The following is a 19,411-nucleotide window of genomic DNA, read 5'->3' as shown; positions in this document are numbered from 1 at the left end:
CGTCCGGTTCCGGGGCGCGCCACTCGGACGCCCGAGTGCCCGAGCGCCTGAACGTCCGAACGCTCGAACGCCTGAAGGAGAACCGCCATGAAGCCCTTCCCCCGCCCCGCCCGGGCCGGCCGCTCCCGGCCGCACCGCCGGGCCCCGCTCCGGGCGGCCGCCGTCCTCGCCACTGCCTGCGCGCTGGCACTGCCCGGACTCCTCCCGGCCGCCGGCACCGCCGGAGCCGCCGGCGGGCCGCAGACCTACCAGGTGCGCGGCTTCGACAGCTCGCACCACAACCACGAGACGAAGGACGCCGGGGACCGGCCCTACGACTGGCCGGCCGTCGTCCGGGGCGGGCAGGACTTCGTCTACCTCAAGGCCACCGACGGCCGCACCGGCCGGGACGGCTGGTTCTCCCGCGACCTGGCCGGGGCCCGCACGGCCGGGCTGATCCACGGCGCCTACCACTACTTCCAGGCCGGCCAGGACGGCGCCGCCCAGGCCGAGCACTTCCTCGACACGCTCCACGCGGCCGGCCACACCGGAGCCAAGCCCGGCGAACTGCCGCCCGCGCTCGACCTGGAGGAGTGCGAACGGGACGGCCACCGGCTGGAAATCGCCCAGGTCAAAGCCTTCCTCCAGCGGGTCGAGCGGGCCACCGGCAGCGCGCCCGTCGTCTACACCCGCCGCGACGTCGTCGACGACTGCCTCGGCGGCACGAAGGACCTCAGCGCCCACCCCGCCTGGCTCGCCCGCTACAGCACCACCGAGCCCCGCCCGCTGCCGGGCGCCACCGGCTGGGACTTCTGGCAGTACAGCGAGCAGACCAAGGTGCCGGGCACCGCCGGCCTGCCGATGGACGCCGACGTCTTCCACGGCGACCGCGCCGCGCTGCGCCGCCTCGCCCACCTCGACTGACCGTCACCCGTTCCTCCGCCCCGCACACCTTCCGTCCGAAAGGGAACACCGCCGTGAACCGCAACCGCCGCACCCTCCGCTGGACCGTCCCCGCCCTGGCCGCCACCGCCCTGCTCGGCTCGCTCACCCTCGCCGTCCCGGCCCCGGCCGCCGCGTTCGACCGACCCGCCGCCGTCAGCACGACGGACGCTGCCACCGCCGACGGTCCGCGGCCGCGGGTGGCCGCCCCGAAGATCAGCCGCGACGAGGAGATCCGCCGGGCCGAGGTCTGGCTGAAGGAGAAGGTGCCCTACAGCCAGGAGAAGACCTGGAAGGACGGCTACCGGCAGGACTGCTCCGGCTTCGTGTCGATGACGCTGGGGCTGCCCAAGCCCGGTCCGAACACGGTGGCGCTGAAGAACGACGGCTGGACCAAGCCGATCAAGATGTCCGAGCTGCGCCGGGGAGACCTGGTGATCAAGGCGAACAGCAGCAGTTCCAACGAGCGCCACGTGGTCATCTTCGACGGCTGGAAGGACGGCAGGAACTCCTACCTCGCCTACGAGCAGGCCGGCCACGTCGGCACCCGGCACACCGAGCACACCTACGGCCTGGAGAAGGGCGACGGCTACGCGGCCTACCGCCCGGTCAACCTCTCCGACTGACCGACTGACCGACTGACCAGTTGGCGAGCGCGGGGTGCGGGGTGCGGGGGCCGGGGAGCGGGGGCGCGCGGGTGTGCCGGGGATAGCACTTCGGTGGTGGCGGGGGAACGGGCTTCTGCGGTGTCGCATGTGACATTACACTCGCCTGCGGTCGGGCGGACCTGCACCCGCCCGGCCGTCCCCCACCCGACCGCGCGGCCCCCGGCCCACACCGGGGCGCGCCGCGTCACACCTCCGAGGAGAAGCACCGGATGGGCTCCCCACGCCGCCTGGTCCGCGCGTTCGCCGCGCTGGCCCTGGCCGCCCCCGCGCTGACCGCCGCCGGCCTCGCCGCCCCGACCCCCGCCGCCGCGCTCGGCAACGGCCTCGCCGCCACCCCGCCGATGGGCTGGAACTCCTGGAACACCTTCGGTCCCGACATCAGCCAGCAGGAGATCGTCGAGACCATCGACTTCATGTCCGCCAACGGACTGGTCGCCGCCGGCTACGACACCGTCACCGTCGACGACGGCTGGTCGCTCTGGCACCGCACCGACCAGACCGACGACATCGTGCGCGGCACCGGCGGCGCGATGCAGCTCTACGACGACGCCGGGAACCCGGTCAGCGGCACCGACGGCACCGGGAACGACCCCACCAGCGGCCACCTGATCCCCCGGCCCGACACCTTCCCGTCCCAGCAGTGGAACGGGAAGACCGTCAACGGCATCGAGTACCTCGCGAACTACGCCCACAGCAAGGGCATGAAGTTCGGCCTCTACGCCACCGACACCTACCTCACCTGCCAGATGCACCCCGGCAGTCTCGGCCACGAGGGCACCGACACCGCCGACTTCGTCTCCTGGGGCGTCGACTTCGTCAAGTACGACGACTGCCCCTACGGCCCCGCCATCACCGGCCCGGACGGCCACGACTACGGCACCCAGGGCGTCGGCAAGGAGCTCACCCGCTCCATCTACGCCCGCGTCCAGACCTTCCAGCGCGCCCTGGACGCCGCGTCCGCCGCCCAGGGCCGCGGAAAGGTCACGCTGTCGGTCTCCGCGCAGCCCGTGCACACCGGACTGCCCTACCTGCTCGACCCGAACGACCCCGCCCGCACCGACCCGGTCGTGCTGGCCGCCGGGACGCCGAAGTACCAGGCCCCCGGCTACGCGCCCACCGGCGTGTGGTGCGGGCAGGTCGCCCACCTGTGCCGGATCGGCGGCGACCGCAACAGCGACCTCAACGGGGTCCTGTACCAAGGGCAGTTGAGGACCGCGCTGGAGTACCGGGGCAACGTCCGGCCCGGCAGCTGGCACGACCTCGACATGAGCTTCGCCGGCTGGCAGGACCCGTACGGCCTGTGGGGGACCACCGACACCTGCGAGTGCCACAAGCCCTTCACCGACGACGAGAACCGCACCGAGCTCGGCATCCTCGCGATGACCGCCGCCCCGCTGATCTCCGGCGCCGACCTGCGCACCACCCAGCAGGCGCAGCGCAGTGGGGAAGGCGTCAGCTGGTCCACCGGCATCACCGACAGCGCGCTCGCCGCGCTCAAGAACCCCGGCATGATCGCCATCGACCAGGACCCGGCCGGCACCCCCGCCACCCTGGTCGGCACCCCGCCCACCTCCGCCACCGCCCCGCTGGTGCTCCGGCGCGCCCTCGCGGACGGCTCGACCGCCGTCCTGCTGGTCAACCAGGACCCCGCCAACTCCCGTACCGTCAGCGTGACTTCCGCCGCGCTCGGGCTGGCCGGCGAGCAGACCGCCACCGAGGTGTGGAGCGGCGAGCGCACCGCGCTCGGCGACCAGCTCGGCGCCACCCTCGCCCCGCACGCCTCCCGGCTCTACCGGATCACCGCCGGAGCCCCCGCCACCGGGCCGCTCGGCTTCGTCGACGACGGCCGCGCCCACCCGCTGGCCGGCGCCGAGACCGGCGGCGTCCTGCGGGCCGGCGACGGCTGCACCGCGCCGATCACCAGCCGGGCCGTGCTCGGCGGCGTCGTCCCCGGCGAACCGTCCGAGCAGTGGCGGTTCACCGGCAACCCCGACGGCACCGTCCGGATCACCTCCGCCTGCACCGGCACCGCCCTGGAGGGCAGCGTGCTCGCCGCCGGCAACAACCCCGGCGACCCCGCCTACCTGCTGCCGCCCAGCCCCGGAAACCCCTGGCAGGAGTGGCGGCTCGCCCAGGACCCGACCACCCACTACCTGACCGTCACCAACGCCGCCACCGGCCTGCGCCTGACCGCCGCCGCCAACGCGCCCGGCGCCGAGGTGCGCACCGACCCGGCCACCCCGGGCGCGATCCAGCGCTGGAACCTGGGCTGAGGACCCGGGAAGCCGGCGGGCACCGCCGTCCGACGGGCGGCGGTGCCCGCTTATCCTGGGCTCGCACGGTGTACGGGGAGTTCGGGTCGCGGGGGGCGTCGACGTGGTGAGAGTGCTGCTGGCCGAGGACATGCGCCTGGTGCGCGGCGCGCTGCGGGCGCTGCTCGCCGAGGCCGGCGACATCGAGGTGGTCGCCGAGACCGGCCACGGCGACCGGATCGTGCCCACCGCGCTCGCCCACCGGCCGGACGTCGCGGTGCTGGACGTCGACCTGCCCGGCGCCGACGGGATCGCCGGGACCGCCGCGCTGCGCGACGTCCTGCCCGGCTGCCGGGTGCTGATCCTCACCGCGCACCGCCGGGTCGAGGTGCTGCGGGCCGCGCTGGCCGCCGGAGCGGCCGGCTTCATGCCCAAGGACGCGCCGCCGGAACGGCTCGCCGACGCGATCCGCCGCGTCGCCGCCGGCGGCAGCGCGATCGACCCCGACCTGGCCGCCCGCGCCCTCACCGCCCCCGCCAGCCCGCTCACCGCGCGCGAGGCCCAGGCGCTGGCCCTCGCGGCGGACGGCTGCGAGCCCCGCGAGATCGCCCGACGCCTGCACCTGTCGGCCGGCACGGTCCGCAACTACCTGGCCGCCGCCCAGCTCAAGCTCGACGCCCGGACCCGCCTGGACGCCGTCCGGATCGCCCGCGAGGCGGGATGGCTGCCGCACCCGGAAGTCTGACGGTCCGTCATTTCGTCAGCTCTGTCTGTGAGTTGGCCAACGCGCTGGCGGGAAGCGAGAGTTCGATCGCCCAGCCGCCGTTGCCGTCGGGCGCGGAGGCGAAACCGGCCCGCCGGGCGGCCGCCCGGGCGGTCAGGTTGGGCGTGCCGCTGCCCGACCCCGCGGCCCCGGAACGGCCTTGCGGTGGAAGGGCGTTGTCGTTGGCCAGGCGCAGGCCGTGCGCGCCCAGGTCGAGTTCGCAGCGGGTGGCCCGGCTGTGCCGCAGCACGTTGGTGGTGCCCTCGCGCAGGACGGCGGCCAGCAGCGGGCGGTCCGCCGGCCGGACCTGCCGGACCTCGCCGGTCCGCCGCAGACCGATCCCGGCCGCCGCCAACAGGGCCTCGGCGGCGGCGAGTTCGCCGTCCAGGTCGAGCGCGGCCGCGTCCGCCGGGACGGCCCGCAGCTCGCCCAGGGTCCGTTCGGCGAGCCCGGCGGCCCGGGCCAGGTGCCCGGCGGACGGGTGCCGGACGGCGAGTTCGGCGGTCACCGCGACGGCGGCCAGGCCCGAACCCAGCAGGTCGTGCACGTCCCGGGCGATCCGCCGCCGCTCCCGGGCCACCGCCAGCTCGGCCAGCGCCCGCCGCGCCTCCCGGACCGACCGCACCATCGCGGTCAGCAGCGCCAGCCCGTAGCAGACCAGCGCGATGGTCACCACGTCCACCGCCGCCGCGCCGCTCACCCACCCCGCCGCGACCACCGCCCCCGCCAGCACCGGCCACCCGGCGGCGGGCGGCAGCAGCACCAGCGCCGACGCGGCCGCGAACGCCGGCAGTTGCGGATGCGGGCCGCCCGGACCGAACAGCACCGCCACCGCCACCACGCACTGCAGCGCCCACGTCCACCCGTACCCCGCCGGGCGCACCCCGGGCGGGCGGGGCAGCGAATGCCGCACCTGAAGGCCCGTCACGACCGCCAGCGCGCCCAGGGCCGCTGCCAGTTCGAACGGGGGGAGGCGGGACTCCGCCAGGTAGACCACGCCGACGGCCAGATAGCCCGCGTGCACCGCCAGCAGCACCGGCAGCACCGGCAGCACCGGCGCGGGCAGCGGACCGCCGTCCGGGCCGTCCGCGCTGTCCGGGCCGTCCGCGCTGTCCGGGCCGTCGCCGCCGTCGGCGCCGTCCGGGCCGTGCGCTTCGGTCGGCCCGGCGGTCGGCTCCGGGGCCCGCCGCACCCCGGCCGCCGCCCGCCGCGCCGTCGCCGCCACCCCCGCCGCGTCGCCCGCGGCCGCCAGCCGCAGCACCGCCGCCAGCGGCACGCCCAGCGCCGCGTCCAGGGCGCGGGCCGCCCGCCGCCGTTCCTCGGCCACCCGCGCGGACGCCAACCGGTCCAGCGCGGCGTGCAGTTCGGCGTACCGGTGGAACAGCCGGGTCAGCGCGTACACCGTCAGCCCCTGGGCGAGCGCGTTGCCCGCCCCGTTCGCCGCCCCGTACGGACTGTCCGCCGCGAGCGCCCCCGCCCCCGCCACCACCAGCGCGAACAGCACCCAGCGCGGCACCGGACGGCGGACCAGCAGCAGCACCGACGCCGCCGCGAACCCCGGCACGCCCGACCACGGCGCCAGCAGCAGCTGCGCCGCCAGCGTCCACGCCCCGCGCAGCCGGGCCGTCCACGGCAGGCAGTGCACCGCCTGCACCCCGAACGCCACCCACGCCACCGGCTCCGGCCACCACCCGCCGTCCGCGGGCGACGCCATCCCGAACATCGCCCCCAGCAGTACCAGTGACAGCACCACCGGCCCCGGCGGCCCCTCGTCCCCGTGATCTCCCCCGCGCATGCGGGCCATTGTGCCCGGTGGGGCGGGGCGGGGGTCGGCCTGGTGATGTGCAAAATGCACGTCGGCCGGTGCACCGCGCACTGCCGCCGCACCCCCGGCGGGGCGAAGGATCGAGCCATGAACGGTTCCCGCCCCGCCCCGCTCGGGCTCGCTCTCGCCGCCCTGCTGCCGCTCGCCTGCGCCGCCGCGCCCGCCTCGGTTGTGCCGGCCTCTGTCGCGCCCGCGTCGGCTGTGCCGTCCTCCGTCGCGCCCGCTTCGGTCGCCTCGGTCGCCGACCTCGGGGCGCTGGTCGACCGCACCGTCGCCGAGCAGCTGCGGCGCGACCGGATCCCCGGCGCGGCCGTCGCCGTGGTCCGCGGCGACGAGGTGCTGCTGCGCGGCTACGGGCTCGCCGACACCGCCGCGCGGACCCCCGTCGACCCCGAGCGGACCGGTTTCTACCTCGGCTCGCTGGCCAAGCTGTTCACCGCGCAGGCCGCCGCCGACCTGGTCGCGGCCGGCCGGATCGACCCCGACGCCGACGTCAACCGCTACCTGCCGCCCGCCAACCGGATCCCCGACACCTACCCCGGCCGTCCCGTCACCACCGACCGGCTGCTCACCCACACGGCCGGCTTCGACAGCGACCTGGTCGGCGTCAACTCGGCCACCCCCGACGGGATCCCCACCCTCGCCGACAGCCTCGCCGCGCACCGCCCGGCCCGGGTCCGCCCGCCCGGCACCCTCGCCGCGTACGACAACTACGGCGCCGCGCTGGCCGGCCTGGTGGTCGAGCGGGTCGCCGGCAAGCCGTACGCCGAGCACCTCCACGACACCGTCCTCGGGCCGCTCGGGATGACCCGCACCTCCTTCGCCCAGCCGCACCCCGCCGCGCTCACCCCCGCCCGCGGCTACCGCCCCGACGGCGCGGCCGACTGGACGGAGGAGCACGGCCAGTACGGCCCCTGGACGCCCAGCGGACCCGGCGGCCTCACCACCGCCGCCGACATGGCCCGCTGGCTGCGCGACCAGCTCGCCCCCGGCCCCGCCGCCCGCCTGATGCAGACCACCCACTACCGGCAGCACCCCCGGCTGCCCGGCCTGGGCTGGGCCTACGAGGGCTGGACCCGCGACGGCTTCACCGGCTGGTTCAAGGACGGCGACCTGCCCGGCTTCCACGGCAACCTGCTGGTCCTGCCCGAACAGCACCTCGGCGTGTACGTGGTCTACAACGGCGACGGCACCGACGGCACGGCCGGCTGGGACGGCAAACAGCTGATCCGGGCGATCGTCGACACCCTCCCCGGCGCGGCCGCGGTCACCGGCGGCGACACCGGACCCGTGGACGGCGGCGGGCGGTACGCCGGGACGTACCTGGCCGCCCGGGGCAGCCGGGACAGCATGATGCGCACCGAGGAACTGTTCGGCGCCGTCACCGTCACCACCGCGGACGCCGGGCTGCTGCGCACCGAAGGGCTCTCGCCCGACCCCCGCACCCCCGTCCAGTACTGGCGGCCGCTCGGCGACGGCCAGTACCTGGAACGCGACGGGCAGGCCCGGATCGCCTTCCGGGACGGGGTGCTCACCGCCTCCGACAACGCCTCCACCGCCTACCGCCGCCTCGGATGGTGCGAGCGGCCCGGCCCCCGGCTCGCCGTCCTCGGCGCCGCCCTCGCCGTCCTGCTCGGCGCGGCCGTCGCCGTCCCCGCCACCGCGCTCACCCGCCGGCTGCGCCGCTGCCCCGCCCACCCGCTCCCGGCCCGCGCCGCCCGGGCCGCCGCCGCCGTCACCGGACTGCTCGCCGCCGGGTTCCTGACCGCGTTGCTGGCCCTGGTCGCCGACGGCAACGCGATGATGGAGGCCGTCCCGCTCGGCACCCCGCTCGCCCTCGCCCCCACCTGGTGGGGCGCCGCACTCCCGCCCGCCGCCCTCGCCGTCACCGCCGGCGCCACCGCGGGCTGGCTGCGCGGCTGGTGGCGGCTGCCCGGCCGGATCGCGATGACCGCCACCGCGACGGCCGCCGCCGCGTTCACCGCCTTCCTCGCCGACTACCACCTGATCGCCGGCCCGCTCGGCACCCTGCTGGGCTGAGGAGGGCGGTGGCGAAGGCCCGAGCAGGCGGCGGGGGCTGCGGCCCAAGAGTGCGGAGAGCGTGGCAACTCAAGCCGCTGCCACGTCACTTGGCGGACTCCCGCCGAGGGGGCGGGAGTTCACCTCGGTCCGTGACGATGGCCGGTCATGAGCAACCTCAGTCGCCGCATCTTCCTGCTAGGCGGGCTCACCACCGCGGGCGCCGCCGCGCTCCAACTCGGCGCGGCAGCGCAGATCTCGGCCGCCGCCACCCCCTTCCCGTTCACGCTCGGCGTCGCCTCCGGGGAACCGGACGAGAGCAGCGTGGTGCTGTGGACCAGGCTGGCCCCCAGCCCGACCGACGCGGACGGCCAGGGCGGCATGCCCAACGCCGACGTCGCCGTCGACTGGCAGGTCTCCACCAGCGAGACCTTCGCCACCCTGGCCGGCTCCGGCACGGTCACCGCCCGCTACGCCCAGGCCCACTCGGTGCACGTGCTGGCCGGCGGCCTCGCCCCCGACGCCGAGTACTACTACCGGTTCCGCGCCCAGGGGTTCGTCTCCCCGGTCGGCCGGACCCGGACCGCGCCCGCCCCGACCACGGTCGGGCGCGACTTCACGATGGCCTTCGCCTCCTGCGCCCACTACGAGAGCGGCTACTACACCGCCTACCGGCGGATGGCCGACGACCGCCCCGACCTGATCCTGCACCTGGGCGACTACATCTACGAGGGCGGCGCCGGCACCGGCGGCGTGCGCCAGCACCTCGGCGGCGAGACCGTCTCGCTGGCCGACTACCGCCGCCGCCACGCGCTCTACCGCACCGACCCGGACCTCCAGGCCGCGCACGCGATCGCGCCCTGGCTGGTCGTCCCGGACGACCACGAGGTCGAGAACAACTACGCGGGCACGGTCCGCGCCGACAACAGCCCCGTGCTGACCGCCGCCCAGTGGACGGCCCGGCGCACCGCCGCCTACCAGGCGTACTACGAGAACATGCCGCTGCGCGCCGCCGCCGCGCCCGCCGGCAACAGCATCCAGCTCTACCGCCGGGTCCGCTGGGGCACCCTCGCCACCTTCCACATGCTCGACACCCGCCAGTTCCGCGACGACCAGGCGTGCGGCGACGGCAGCAAGGTCTGCGCCGACGCCGACCTGGCCACCCGGACGATCACCGGCAGCGCCCAGGAGGCGTGGCTGCTCGACGGGCTCGGCCAGCGCCTCGGCACCTGGGACCTGATCGGCCAGCAGGTGTTCTTCGCCCGCAACGTCAACGCGGCCGGCGCGATGAACATGGACGCCTGGGACGGCTACCGGGCCAGCCGGGCCCGGATCCAGCAGGGCATCGTCGACCGGGCCGTGCGCAACCCCGTCGTCCTCACCGGCGACGTGCACGCCTCCTGGGGCAACGACCTGAAGGCCGACTACGCCGACCCGTCCTCGGCCACCATCGGCTCCGAACTGGTCTGCACCTCGATCACCAGCGGCGGCAACGGCAGCGCCGCCACGGCCGTCCCGAACGGCGCGCTCAACCCGCACCTGCGCTTCTACTCCGACCGGCGCGGCTACGTCCGCACCCGGATCACCCCCGCGCAGATCACCGCCGACTTCCGCTCGGTGGCGACCGTCACCGAGCACGGCGCGGCGGCCACCACCGCCCGCACCTTCCACCTCCACGACGGACAACCGGGACTGGCCGATGCGTAAGACCGCCCTCCTCGCCACCGCCGCCGCCACCGGCCTCGCCGCGCTGCTCGCCCTGGCCGCCCCCGCCTCGGCGGCCGGCCCCACCACCTGGACCACCGCCAACAGCACCGCCACCGGGGACCAGGACACCTCCGCGATCGCCGCCAACCGGATCGGCGACACCGCCGTGGTCTGGGAGGACGACCGCGACACCACCGACCCCGCCGACGACGCCCACACCGACGTCTGGATCCGGACCTACCACAACGGCACCCCGGCCTACGAGCAGAAGCTCTCGGCCGGCGGCACCGCCGGCACCGCCTGGCGCCACCTCCAGCCCGACGTCGGCCTCGACGACCGCGGCAACGCCGTCGTCGTCTGGGCCGAGGACCCGGACGGCAACGGCTACGACAACATCGCCTACCGGGTGCTCTCCCCGACCGGCAGCGTCCTCGGCTCCGGCCGGGCCAACGCGAACACCGACGGCCAGCAGATCCACCCGCGAGTCGCCGTCGACCCGGACGGCGCGCCCGGCAGCACCACCGCCGTCGCGTTCACCGTCGTCTGGGAGGACGTCCAGGGCAGCGCGGCCGCCACCGTGAAGGCCGCCGGGTACACCGGGACCGCCACCAAGGCGTACGAGGTCACCGTCAACGCCACCGGCGGCGCCCACCACAACCCCGACGTCGCCACCTCCGCCTCCGGCGACGCCGTCGTGGTCTGGGACGAGGACACCGACGGCAACGGCTACTACCAGATCGGCCTGGTCAAGCTCGCCAAGGCCAACGGCGCCGTCACCCTGACCCGCCGCAGCGCCAACAGCCTCGGCGGCGGACAGCAGCGACACGCCGCCGTCGCAGCCGACTTCAACGGCGACTTCGCGGTCGCCTGGGAGTCCGACCACACCGGTACCCGCGGCGTCTGGGCCCGCTCCTTCACCGCCGTCGGCACCCCCGGCTCCGCCGAGACCGAGATCTCCACCGGCACCGGCGCGGGCACCCCGAGCATCGGCGTCGACGACCAGCGCCACGCCGTCGTCGGCTGGAACACCACCGGCACCGACCCCGCCGTGTGGGCCCGCGGCCTCAACCCCGACGGCACCTTCGCCGGCCGGCTGCCCGCCCAGTCCGTCAGCCAGACCGGCACCGGGCGGCAGGAGCAACTCGCGGTCGCCTCCTCGCCGTTCGGCACGCTCGCGCTGTCCTACACCGACGACAGCGACGGCAACGGCTTCGACCAGGTGCTGCTCGGACTGGGGGCGAGCAACTCCGACTGGTGAGCGCCCGCCGCCCGGCGCCCGCCGCCCTCGGCCCTCCCCGGCGCTCCGGCGGGGCTCAGGCCCCGCCGGAGCGCCGGACCGCCAGGTCGCGGCAACGCCAGGACAGGCGGCGGGAGTTGGCGCGCGGACGGCGGTGGTAGCGGCGGCCGGCCGACACCGACAGGTTCACGATGATCCAGGCCCGCCAGTCCGGGCCGACGCCCCGCCCGTCCGCGTACACCTCGCGGCCGTCCAGCTCCCAGCGCACCGAGTCCGCGCCGAACACGCAGGCGACGTCGAACCACCGGCCCGGCGCCACCAGCCCGTCCAGGTACGCCGGATCGCCCGGGCGGACGTGGTTGCTCAGCTCCAGCAGCCCCGGATGGTCGTCGTGGTACTCCAGCACGTCCACCTCGCCGTGCCCCGGCTGCGGACGCCCCGGCCCGACGTCCCGCCCCCAGGTCCAGATCGCCGGCCAGACCCCCTGGTCCGCCAGCACCTGGCAGCTCGCCTCCAGCCGGTCGCCCGGCCGCAGCTCGAACCCGCCCGCCGTGCCCTCCGTCGTCACCAGCGGCGTCCGCCAACTGCGCGAACTCTCCCGCAGCGCGGTGAACCTGTCCCCGTCCGGCCCGTAGCCCGGCACCAGGTGGTCCAGCTTGTCGTCCCCCGGATTCCGCCCGTTCGGCGGGTACGCCGACGAGACGCCGGCCGCCCACTGCGAACGGTCCGAGAAGGGCGCGTCGAACACGACGGGCGACTGCGGGGGAGTGGGACTGCTCACGGCTGCACGCTCCTGGGATACGCCGACGGACGGGGCAACCCGGGGCATTCCCGGCGAAACCCGCACTCCACCCTCCGGCCGCCCGGCGCGCGGGGGCGCGGCACGGGCGCGTGGACGGGCGCGTGGTCGGTTTCAGCGCGAGACGGCGGCGGGCGGGTGGTCGGCGTCGACCAGGGCGGCCGCGGCGGCCGGGTCGTCGTCCGCGCGGCGGAGCAGGGCCGCCGCGCAGTAGCCGCCGTCCCGGCCGGGGCGGGGGCCGACGCGCAGGGTGAGCTCGGTGGTGAAGCGGGTCCGGGAGAGCGCCGCGTCCAGGTCCGGCCGGCGGGCGTGCAGGGCCGTCAGCACCTCCCAGGCCAGCGCGTCGAGCCGCCCGGTCCGCTCCGGGTCGCAGGCGGCCAGCGCCTCGCCGACCCGCTCGTCCGCAGCGTCGGCCGCCGCCAACTCGGCTAGCGCGGGCAGCAGTTCGGGCTGGCCCAGGACGGCGGCGGCGGACAGCGTCAGCGGGTGCGGGCCGTCCGCCCCGGCGGCCTCCGCCCGCAGCAGGGCGAGCAGCCGGGGCACGACGGCGGCGCCCCGGCGGCGGGCCAGCCCGCGGACCGCCTCCGCCGCGACGTCCGGGTCCGCGTCGGCCAGCCGCTCGCGCAGCGCGTCCGGCACCGCCGGGTCGGGCGACTCCTCCAGCGTGCCGAGCGAGAACACCGCCGCCCCGCGCACGTCCGGGTCCTCGTCCCGGGACAGCGCCAGCAGCGCGCGCACCCGCCGCGGGCCCGACTCCTCCCCGCCCAGGAACGGCAGCCCCCGGGCGACCGCCTCCCGCACCTCCCACGCCGGGTGCCCGGCCAGCCCCAGCAACACCGGCAGCGCCCGCCCGTCCTGCGTCGACTCCAGCGCCCGCACCAGCGCGGGCAGCACGCCGGCGTCCCGCTCGTCCGCCGCCAGGGCCAGCACGGCGTCCGCGACCCACGCCCGCACCTCGTCCACCCCGACCTGGGCGCGCCGCCCCAACCGCAGGTGGCCCGCGGCCCGAACGGCCGGATCGGCGGCGCCCGCCATCGCCCCGGCGGCCCGCAGCGCGTCGTCGACCGGCGCGGACCGGGCGGCCGCCACGTGCCGGCCGTCCGCCGTGGTCGGGCCGGTTCCCGGGTCGCTGTCGATCATGCGTCGAGTGTGGCCGACCGGGGGCGGCCGGGGCCAGCGGATTGTCCGGCCGGGGCGCGGATCGGCGATGCTGGGACGCATGCGCGCCGCCCGTCTGATCCGCATGGCCCTGCTGCTCCAGTCCAGCCCCGGCCGCACCGCCGCCGAGCTCGGCCGGGAGCTCGGGGTCTCCGAACGGACCGTCATCCGCGACGTCCAGGCGCTCCAGGAGGCCGGGATCCCGGTCCGCTCCGAACGCGGCCGGGCCGGCGGCTACCGGCTCGCCCCCGGCCACCGCACCCGCCTCACCACGCTGGACCCGACCGAGGCCGAGACCCTCTACCTCTCCGGCCTGCCCACCGCGCTGCGCGACCTCGGCCTCTCCGACGCCGCCGACACCGCCCGGCTCAAGCTCTCCGCGACCCTGCTGCCCTCGCTGCGGGCCGCCGCCGAGTCCTCGGCCCGGCGCTTCCACCTGGACGCCCCCGCCTGGTTCCGCGAACCGTCCACCCCCGAGCTGCTGCCGGAACTCGCCCGCGCCCTCTGGGCCGACCGCGCCGTCGAACTCGCCTACGCCCGCCCCGGCCGCGAACCCGGACCGGCAAGGGAGGTCGAACCGTACGGGCTGGTCCTGAAGGCGGGCGTCTGGTACCTGGTCGCCCGGGTCCCGGACGCGGCCGCCTACCGCACCTACCGGGCCGACCGGATCAGCGCGCTGCGCACCCCGCCCGGCGAACCGTTCAGCCGCGACGCGGCCTTCGAGCTGGCGGCGTACTGGCAGGAGCACAGCGCCCGGTTCGCCCGCACCCTGCTGCGCGCCACCGTCACCCTCCGGCTCACCCCGGAGGGCGCGCGCCGCCTGCCCGAGGTCACCGACCGGACGGCGGCCGAGGCCGCACTGGCCGCGAGCTCCCCGGAACCCGGCGGCCGGACCGTCCTCGAACTGGCCGTGGAGAGCGAGGAGATCGCGTTCGCCGAACTCGTCCGGCTCGGCGCCGAGGCCGAGGTGCTGGCCCCGCCCGCGCTCCGCGCCCGGTTCGCCCGGCACGCCCGGGACCTCGCCGCGCTCTACCCGGAGGAGGACGCCGACGAGAACCCGGGCGGTCGGGTTCCAGACGGTCGGGCCCCGGACGGTCGGACCCCGGGCGGGGCTCAGCGGTAGTCGTCCGCCGAGACCGCCGCCGCCCCCCGCTCCTCCAGCGCGTCGAAGTACCCCCAGGCGTCCGGCCGGCTGCCGTCCGCGTCCGTGACGCCGTAGACCCGGGCCAGCTCGGCGCTGGAGGTCGACTTCCGGTTCCACCGCTCGGCCCGCCGCGGGTCGGCGGCCAGCGCCGCGACCCCGCGCGCCAGGTAGCGGGGCGACTCCGCGATCGCGAAGGTCGGCTCGACGGCGATGACGTCCCGCCAGGTCTGCTCGGTCGCGCCGAAGTGGGTGAGCATCTGCTCCGAGCGCAGGAAACCCGGCGTCACGCAGACCGCCGCGCCGCCGTACTCCGCGAGCTCCGACCCCAGCCCGAAGGCCATCCGGATCGGCGCGTTCTTCGCCAGGTCGTAGTAGAGGTTCTCCCGGTACCTGCGGTTGTACGCCGCCGTGCCGTCGGTGACCTCCACCAGCAGCGGCCCGTCCGAACGCACCAGCAGCGGCAGGCCGAGCGCCGCCGTCACCACGTGCGAGCGGACGCCCAGTTCCAGCACCCGCAGCCCGTCGGCGAGCGGCGTCTCCCAGCTCTTCTTCCCGAAGATCGACCCGGCGGTCAGGTGCTCCCCGCCCCACAGGTCGTTCACCAGGACGTCCAGGCGCCCGTGCGCCGCCTCGATCCGCTCGAACAGCGCCCGCACCTGCGCCTCGTCCAGGTGGTCGGTGGGCACCGCGACGCCCGTCCCGCCGGCCGCCGTCACCAACTCCCCGGTCTCCTCGATCGTCTCGCTCGCCCGGCCCACCTCGCTCACCCGGGTCCGGGTCGTCCGCCCGGTCACGTAGACCGTCGCCCCCGCCCGGCCCAGCTCCACCGCCAGCGCCCGGCCCGCGCCCCGGGTCGCGCCCGCGACCAGGGCGATCCGGCCGGCCAGCGGCTGTTCGGTACGGACACCGTCATCGTTCGTGTTCTCCATGCCTCAAGCATCGACGCCAAAGGTGACAGACCACGTCACCTTTCATCTTCGCCCCGCCGACAGCCGCGAACGGCCCCGACCGGTGTCCCTCCCCGAGGCCCGGCGGAGGGGCCCGGGAACGGGCCGGTAGACTGGGCAGCGGTCAGGGCCGCCCCAGGGCGCCCGGAACGTACAGGAGGTGAGAGCAGTGGAGTGCAGTAGTCCGGGCCGAAGTCGGCCCCGCTCCGGGATGTTCCCACCCGTTCCCGGTCTCCGCCGCGCCCCGCGTCCGCGCCGCACCGCCCGCTGAACCCCGCGTTCGGCCCCGCGCCGCGGCCCCGCGCCCGGCGTCCAGCGGGGCCCGCCGCCCCGCCCGCCCGACCGGGCCCGGCGGCACCAGACCCGTGGAGGTACCGCCGTGTCCGACTGGCGTGTGCGCGCCGTGCGCGCGAGCAGGCGACCCTTCGGCCGGACCGCCCAGCGGCCCGCCGACCGCACCGCCGCCCCCGAACACTCCATGGACCCGCGCTCCGAGCAGCACGACGGCGTCCGCGAACCCGACGCGCTGGAACGCTCCGTCGTCGACGCCGCCGTCTACCACGACGGCCGCCGGACAGAGACCCCCGCCAGCCTCGCCGAGATCTACCGCGACCTCCCCGGCAAGCCCGGCACCATGGCCTGGATCGGCCTCTACCGCCCCGCCGAAGCCCAACTCGTCGAAGCCGCAGAGAAGTTCGACCTCCACGAACTCGCCCTCGAAGACGCCATCGTCGCCCACCAGCGCCCCAAACTCGAACGCTACGGCGACACCCTCTTCGTCGTGCTGCGCGCCGCCCGCTACCTCGACGACGTCGAGGAAGTCGACTTCGGCGAGATCCACCTCTTCGTCGGCCCCGACTTCGTCCTCACCGTCCGGCACTCCCAGTCGCCCGACATCTCGATGGTCCGCAGCCGCCTCGAAGCCGACCCCGAACTCCTCGCCCTCGGCCCCGAAGCCGTCCTCTACGCCGTCCTCGACGCCGTCGTCGACGGCTACGCCCCCGTCATCGCCGGCCTCCAGCACGACATCGACGAGATCGAGACCGAGGTCTTCGGCGGCGACCCCCAGGTCTCCCGCCGCATCTACGAACTCTCCCGCGAGGTCATCGAGTTCCAGCGCGCCACCGGCCCCCTGCTGGAGATCCTCCGCGCCCTGGAAGGCGGCTTCCAGAAGTACGGCACCGACGAGGAACTCCAGCGCTACCTCCGCGACGTCGCCGACCACGCCACCTACGCCGCCGAACGCGTCGACGGCTTCCGCCAGATGCTCCAGAACATCCTCACCGTCAACGCCACCCTGGTCTCCCAGCGCCAGAACGAGGAGATGAAGCAACTCGCCGAAGCCGGCCACGCCCAGAACGACGAGATCAAGAAGATCTCCTCCTGGGCCGCCATCCTCTTCGCCCCCACCCTCATCGGCACCGTCTACGGCATGAACTTCGAGGAGATGCCGGAACTCCACTGGGCCTTCGGCTACCCCTTCGCGATCGGCCTGATGGGCGTGGTCTGCGTCAGCCTCTACCTGATCTTCAAGCGCCGCAACTGGCTGTAGCCGGCGCCGACGGGTCCGGGCCCGTGGTGGGTCCGGACCCGTCGGCCGGGTGCTATCCGGTGCCGACCGGCAGCAGTCCGCGGGCCCGGTCGGCCCAAGCGTTCACGCGGGTGACGACTGCGTGCAACCGCTGCAACGCGCCGGAGATGGCCTTCGCCGGCCCGCGCAGCCGCCGGCTCATCAGGTGCATGCGGCCGACTGCTGTGATCAGCGTGCTGAGCTCGGAGAAGCCGGCCCTGACGCCTTCGTCCAGCGAGACGAGCTGTTCGAGGAATTCGAGAGCATCCTGGTCGAGTTCCTCGGGTGCCGTCGTCTCGATGATCTCCAGCGCCGTTCGTATCCCGCTGTCCAAGACGGCCATTCCGGCGGAGAACTCCTGTGCGGTGGTGTGCATTTCAGTAGCAGGGGCGATGAGCGCGTCGGCGAGCCGCGCCACTGCCGCGAACCGTGCACTCGCCGGCGCGTTGGCCTGGACGAGGTCGAGCATCTCGGCGTTGTGTCGCGCGGTCAGCGTGCCGACGGTTTCCACCGCTCCCGCCAACGTGCCCAGTTGCCCGGTCAGTTCGGCCAGCCCCTGCTCGACGGCCGCGAAGTCGTCGAGCAGGCCCGGCCGGTCGTCGTCCTCTTCCGGGGGCGGGTCGGTGGACCGATCCGGTGCGGGGTTGCTGTCGAGCTGGATCGCCCGCAACACGCGTGCGGGCGTGAGGAGTTCGAAGCCGTGCTGGATGCCGGCCGCCAAGGCGTCCTCGATCCGGCGCCGGGTTCCGGCGAGCGAAGTGCGGGTCCGCTGGTACCTGATGATCCGCACCGACGCGATGTCGAAAGGCAGTTGGCCGTCCTCGCCGATGTGGATGATCGGACGGCCGCCGAGATGGCGGAGCCCCAACTCGTACATCACGTTGGGGTTGCCCCCGCTGACGTCCGCGACGACCAGATCGGAGTTGATGACGTGCCGGCAGATCTGCTCGTTGATGTCGCCCGGGCTGGCGATGCCGTCCGCGCGCAGGGCGGCGATGGCGAACTTCGCGCAGGCCGGGGCGATCACTTCCTCGAACACCTCCAAGTGGTGCTCGTAAGCGGCGCGTTCGGGACTTCCGTGGGTGGCGTGGGGATTGCCGATCGGGCCGATCACGAAGCACTGTCGGGGCCGGTCGGGGTGCCGCTCAGGGGACGGCGAGGTCATTCGAACTCCTCCGTTCCGAGCCCGTCGAGCCGGTCGGCGATCTCGGCGCCTGCGGCCAAGTCGGACGCGTACACCGGGAGTTCCGCGATGCCGAGCGAGCGCAGCAGGTCGGCGGTGGGGATGCGGTACTGCCCGCCGACCCGGAGTACGGAGCACGGGAAGGCGTTCCGGCGGATGAGCTTGTACGCGGTGCCGGGGCAGACGCCGATCGCGCGGGCGGCGGTGCGCAGGTCGATGCTCAGGGGCAGGTCGAAGGCTTCGGCGAACCCCATCGGCGGGTCGGAGCGGGGACTCATCGCGGCCTCCGGGCGGGTCCGAGCGCGAGGGTGCCGACGAGCCAGCCCCCCTGGTGGCGGCGGGCCCGGAGAACCAGCTCGGACAGGCCCGTGTTGTGAGCGAGCGCGCCGAGCCGTTCGCCCTCCACCCGGCGCTGCGCCTCGGTGAACCGGAGTGTGCCGGGTAGCCCCGCCGGACGCGGGGGCGGGACGGTCCGCAGCCGCCACCGGCCGGAGCGGAGCGGGCGGGCGACCGGTGGCGGCACGGTGTTCCGAGCCCGGGCGAAGCGGCCGAGGTCGACGACCGGGACCTCCTTCCTGACCCGGGAGGCGTACGTCCACATCTGCCTGACGCCGCCCCTGATCAGCAGGCCGCCGACCCCGGGCGTGTCCGGATCGGCGGTGGAGAGGGCGGTGAGCACTCCCAGGACGGCTTCCGCCTCCAGGTCGGGGCGTTCGAGCCGCCAGAGGTCCAGGAGCCGGTACAGGTGCCGGTTCATTCCCGGCAGGGTCAGCCAGACGAGCAGCAGCGTGCGGGTGCCGGGCCCCTCCCGGGGCTCGGAGCGGGCGTCGGACACCGCCTGGCGCCAGATCTCCGGCCGCAGGGCGTCGTCGCGGTGCGGCCGGTAGAGGGCCCGGCGGCACTCTGCGGGGGAGAGCCGCCGGTCGCCGTCCTCCGTGCGGACGGCCAGGTGGGGTTGGCTGCCCTCCGGGTCGGTCAGCAGGGCGCGGCTGATGCGCTTGAAGGTGAACGGGGCCGTCCAGCTCATCGGTTCTCCGTAAGGTGTTAAGCGGCCCGGGAGGGCCGGATGTGGCTGATCGGTTCTTGTCTTCAGTGGCTCCCGAGGAGTGGCCGTCCGGTTCTCCGGGGCGCCCTGGCCGCTGATTGAGATGTGCGCGCTGTGTGCGGTCGCTGTTTACGGAGACGACGGCGGGGTGTTCCTCGGGCCGACGGGACTCG

16 protein-coding genes are annotated in these 19,411 nt (G+C 75.4%); 9 read left to right on the top strand and 7 right to left on the bottom strand.

The genetic code is table 11. From position 1 onward, the window contains the following. Window positions 1-87: 87 nt before the first annotated feature. The 4 genes from KSE_RS03890 to KSE_RS03875 all read left to right on the top strand — a co-directional run bounded on the left by KSE_RS03890 (window position 88) and on the right by KSE_RS03875 (window position 4,586). Window positions 88-903, top strand: a complete 816-nt coding sequence (locus KSE_RS03890; RefSeq protein ID WP_014133967.1) for a glycoside hydrolase family 25 protein — start codon at window positions 88-90, stop codon at window positions 901-903. Window positions 904-956: 53 nt separating this feature from the next. Further along, entirely contained in the window at window positions 957-1,547 is a 591-nt protein-coding gene (locus tag KSE_RS03885; RefSeq protein ID WP_014133966.1) for an NlpC/P60 family protein, read from the top strand. Window positions 1,548-1,798: 251 nt separating this feature from the next. Further along, a complete protein-coding gene (locus KSE_RS03880; RefSeq protein ID WP_014133965.1) occupies window positions 1,799-3,862 on the top strand; it encodes an alpha-galactosidase in 2,064 nt (687 codons plus the stop codon). Between the two features lie 103 nt (window positions 3,863-3,965). Next, the gene (locus KSE_RS03875; protein WP_014133964.1) at window positions 3,966-4,586 is read left to right on the top strand and encodes a response regulator transcription factor; all 621 of its coding nucleotides are present in this window, start codon (window positions 3,966-3,968) and stop codon (window positions 4,584-4,586) included. Between the two features lie 7 nt (window positions 4,587-4,593). Here KSE_RS03875 and KSE_RS03870 read toward each other — a convergent pair whose 3' ends face one another. Next, complete coding sequence (locus tag KSE_RS03870) at window positions 4,594-6,399, bottom strand: histidine kinase (protein WP_148283054.1); 1,806 nt, start codon at window positions 6,397-6,399, stop codon at window positions 4,594-4,596. 117 nt (window positions 6,400-6,516) lie between these two features. On the opposite strand from KSE_RS03870, the gene KSE_RS03865 reads away from it, so the two are divergent. From KSE_RS03865 to KSE_RS03855, 3 genes are all read left to right on the top strand, one after another. Continuing rightward, a complete protein-coding gene (locus KSE_RS03865; RefSeq protein WP_014133962.1) occupies window positions 6,517-8,469 on the top strand; it encodes a serine hydrolase domain-containing protein in 1,953 nt (650 codons plus the stop codon). Between the two features lie 147 nt (window positions 8,470-8,616). Further along, window positions 8,617-10,155, top strand: a complete 1,539-nt coding sequence (locus KSE_RS03860) for an alkaline phosphatase D family protein (RefSeq protein ID WP_014133961.1) — start codon at window positions 8,617-8,619, stop codon at window positions 10,153-10,155. Next, window positions 10,148-11,413: a hypothetical protein gene (locus KSE_RS03855; RefSeq protein ID WP_014133960.1), complete on the top strand. Its 1,266-nt coding sequence runs from the start codon at window positions 10,148-10,150 to the stop codon at window positions 11,411-11,413. Before KSE_RS03860 ends, KSE_RS03855 begins: the two co-directional genes overlap by 8 nt. Window positions 11,414-11,468: 55 nt before the next feature. On the opposite strand, the gene KSE_RS03850 is transcribed toward KSE_RS03855, so the two are convergent. Both KSE_RS03850 and KSE_RS03845 read right to left on the bottom strand, forming a co-directional pair. Next, a complete protein-coding gene (locus KSE_RS03850; RefSeq protein WP_033259035.1) occupies window positions 11,469-12,173 on the bottom strand; it encodes a LamG domain-containing protein in 705 nt (234 codons plus the stop codon). 132 nt (window positions 12,174-12,305) lie between these two features. After that, the gene (locus KSE_RS03845) at window positions 12,306-13,331 is read right to left on the bottom strand and encodes a HEAT repeat domain-containing protein (protein ID WP_014133958.1); all 1,026 of its coding nucleotides are present in this window, start codon (window positions 13,329-13,331) and stop codon (window positions 12,306-12,308) included. Between the two features lie 79 nt (window positions 13,332-13,410). Between KSE_RS03845 and KSE_RS03840 the strand changes: the two genes are divergently transcribed. Then, a complete protein-coding gene (locus KSE_RS03840; protein WP_014133957.1) occupies window positions 13,411-14,472 on the top strand; it encodes a helix-turn-helix transcriptional regulator in 1,062 nt (353 codons plus the stop codon). Here the strand turns inward: KSE_RS03840 and KSE_RS03835 are convergent. After that, the gene (locus KSE_RS03835; RefSeq protein WP_014133956.1) at window positions 14,463-15,422 is read right to left on the bottom strand and encodes an SDR family oxidoreductase; all 960 of its coding nucleotides are present in this window, start codon (window positions 15,420-15,422) and stop codon (window positions 14,463-14,465) included. The genes KSE_RS03840 and KSE_RS03835 overlap by 10 nt on opposite strands. Window positions 15,423-15,819: 397 nt before the next feature. On the opposite strand from KSE_RS03835, the gene KSE_RS03830 reads away from it, so the two are divergent. Beyond that, window positions 15,820-16,992 (top strand): magnesium and cobalt transport protein CorA, encoded by a 1,173-nt coding sequence (locus KSE_RS03830; RefSeq protein WP_033259036.1) that lies wholly within the window; start codon window positions 15,820-15,822, stop codon window positions 16,990-16,992. A gap of 52 nt (window positions 16,993-17,044) precedes the next feature. Here the strand turns inward: KSE_RS03830 and KSE_RS03825 are convergent, their stop codons facing one another. The 3 genes from KSE_RS03825 to KSE_RS03815 are packed head-to-tail and all read right to left on the bottom strand — an operon-like array spanning window position 17,045 to window position 19,220. Continuing rightward, on the bottom strand, window positions 17,045-18,175 hold the full coding sequence (locus KSE_RS03825) for a hypothetical protein (protein WP_014133954.1): 1,131 nt from the start codon (window positions 18,173-18,175) through the stop codon (window positions 17,045-17,047). Beyond that, complete coding sequence (locus KSE_RS03820) at window positions 18,172-18,471, bottom strand: helix-turn-helix domain-containing protein (RefSeq protein ID WP_033259037.1); 300 nt, start codon at window positions 18,469-18,471, stop codon at window positions 18,172-18,174. The genes KSE_RS03825 and KSE_RS03820 overlap by 4 nt, the downstream gene beginning before the upstream one ends. Then, entirely contained in the window at window positions 18,468-19,220 is a 753-nt protein-coding gene (locus KSE_RS03815) for a hypothetical protein (RefSeq protein WP_014133952.1), read from the bottom strand. The genes KSE_RS03820 and KSE_RS03815 overlap by 4 nt, the downstream gene beginning before the upstream one ends. Window positions 19,221-19,411: the final 191 nt, after the last annotated feature.

This window comes from Kitasatospora setae KM-6054, assembly GCF_000269985.1.
Classification (GTDB): domain Bacteria; phylum Actinomycetota; class Actinomycetes; order Streptomycetales; family Streptomycetaceae; genus Kitasatospora; species Kitasatospora setae.
Note: the sequence above shows the minus strand (reverse complement) of the source record. Positions and strands in the feature narration are given on the sequence as shown.

Excerpts from the sequence above, each read along its gene's own strand:
- KSE_RS03825 (WP_014133954.1), bottom strand. The coding sequence starts at position 18,175 with ATGACCTCGCCGTCCCCTGAGCGGCACCCCGACCGGCCCCGACAGTGC.
- KSE_RS03880 (WP_014133965.1), top strand. The coding sequence starts at position 1,799 with ATGGGCTCCCCACGCCGCCTGGTCCGCGCGTTCGCCGCGCTGGCCCTG.
- KSE_RS03855 (WP_014133960.1), top strand. The coding sequence starts at position 10,148 with ATGCGTAAGACCGCCCTCCTCGCCACCGCCGCCGCCACCGGCCTCGCC.
- KSE_RS03865 (WP_014133962.1), top strand. The coding sequence starts at position 6,517 with ATGAACGGTTCCCGCCCCGCCCCGCTCGGGCTCGCTCTCGCCGCCCTG.
- KSE_RS03870 (WP_148283054.1), bottom strand. The coding sequence starts at position 6,399 with ATGCGCGGGGGAGATCACGGGGACGAGGGGCCGCCGGGGCCGGTGGTG.
- KSE_RS03845 (WP_014133958.1), bottom strand. The coding sequence starts at position 13,331 with ATGATCGACAGCGACCCGGGAACCGGCCCGACCACGGCGGACGGCCGG.
- KSE_RS03835 (WP_014133956.1), bottom strand. The coding sequence starts at position 15,422 with ATGGAGAACACGAACGATGACGGTGTCCGTACCGAACAGCCGCTGGCC.
- KSE_RS03840 (WP_014133957.1), top strand. The coding sequence starts at position 13,411 with ATGCGCGCCGCCCGTCTGATCCGCATGGCCCTGCTGCTCCAGTCCAGC.
- KSE_RS03815 (WP_014133952.1), bottom strand. The coding sequence starts at position 19,220 with ATGAGCTGGACGGCCCCGTTCACCTTCAAGCGCATCAGCCGCGCCCTG.
- KSE_RS03890 (WP_014133967.1), top strand. The coding sequence starts at position 88 with ATGAAGCCCTTCCCCCGCCCCGCCCGGGCCGGCCGCTCCCGGCCGCAC.
- KSE_RS03820 (WP_033259037.1), bottom strand. The coding sequence starts at position 18,471 with ATGAGTCCCCGCTCCGACCCGCCGATGGGGTTCGCCGAAGCCTTCGAC.
- KSE_RS03860 (WP_014133961.1), top strand. The coding sequence starts at position 8,617 with ATGAGCAACCTCAGTCGCCGCATCTTCCTGCTAGGCGGGCTCACCACC.